Genomic DNA, 1297 nt, shown 5'->3' on the forward strand with positions numbered 1-1297 from the left:
TTCGAACTGAGGCGTGAAGGCTTGCCAGGGCCAAGGGAAGTGCGAGGTGATGTGGGGGCGCGGTAGCCCCTCCGGTCCGTCATCCATGAAACGACGGATAAACTCCCATTCGGCTTGAAGCTCTGCGAAATTATTGGCGGATTTGCCGACCCAGATCAGTTCAGGACGCAGTGTGCCAGTGAACACGGGCGACCATGTGAGTTCCAGCGGCATGCCCATACCACCCGGTGGAGCATACTTTTTATCAGAGCCGCTGGACGATACGCCGTTCCACGGCAGCGTGACGATCCCACCGCAGTAGACAGGACGATGAAGGTAGACCTGTTGAGTGGTACGGTTGAAGCGTATCAATAAGTGACGGGAGGTGAACATTTCCAAGCGAGTTAAACGCAGGCCATACATCAGATAAGGCACTGCGAGGATTAAAGATATTCCAAGGAAAAAAAGTGACATAAATAATTGCTCGCCATATGGCTTGCCATTAGATATTAAATGATTGAGCTTTTCTATGCCGCCAAGGGCTATCCATAAGTTAAATGCTGCTGAAAGTATAACGGTCAAGGAAAGTATCGATATCAGTCCGCGTTTATCCTCCCACATGCCACTGCGCATTTCGAGCACATGCTGGTTGTATACGTAGACTGGGCCACGGCTCTTTGGGGTTTTACATGCTGATTTTTTTGCGGCTGCAACGTATTCTTCGTCTTCGCTTTCGTACACCCCTCTGTTCTTAATTGTTCTGTTCTGCTTTTTAAAGGCTTCGCGTTTTTCTTTGGGGTCAATGGCGGCCAGCCATGCAAGCCATTCAACAAAATACATTATATGACCTCACTCATGGCGCTGAATAAGGCTTCGAGTTCTTCGGTGTCCTTTATGTATCCTTTGTTGGATGATTTAAGGCGGAAGCAACATTTGCTGCACCACTTCTCCAGTGCGTCATCATCGATGATGAGTAAGGTTATAGTGGTGCTGAGTACAATTGCGCCGCCTATCCAGCTCAAGCGACTCAGAAACATCATGGCTGCTCGGTTCGCGGCTAGCCGTGCGGAAAGAGTGGAAAGGGTAGCGTATAAGCTGCTTCTCCATGTTTGGTTGGCACTCATTGATAGCCATTGGAAAAACGCACTCGCTTGTGAAAACGCTATTCCTCCTTGTCCCAGAATTAGGGCGATGGTTGCGCTTCCTCTAAGTCCGTAGGCTGCTGCAAGCGTTGGTTTGGATCTGGCTTCCGCTTCCTTGGCGTCGGAGAAATCCCAGGCAATGCTGACAAGCCCCCCCACCGTCGCCAATCCCGCCC

General features: G+C 50.4%; 1 protein-coding gene and 1 pseudogene. Both read right to left on the reverse strand.

Features of this window, described 5'->3' with window-relative positions; translation table 11 throughout:
• Window positions 1-819: DUF6708 domain-containing protein (locus CC207_RS08205; protein ID WP_088851880.1), on the reverse strand; the 819-nt coding region annotated here is incomplete at its 3' end.
• A pseudogene (locus tag CC207_RS26985) lies at window positions 819-1297 on the reverse strand (hypothetical protein); the annotation flags it as partial. The pseudogene CC207_RS26985 and the gene CC207_RS08205, both read right to left, overlap by 1 nt.

Source organism: Pseudomonas sp. DrBHI1 (assembly GCF_002205115.1).
GTDB lineage: Bacteria > Pseudomonadota > Gammaproteobacteria > Pseudomonadales > Pseudomonadaceae > Aquipseudomonas > Aquipseudomonas mosselii.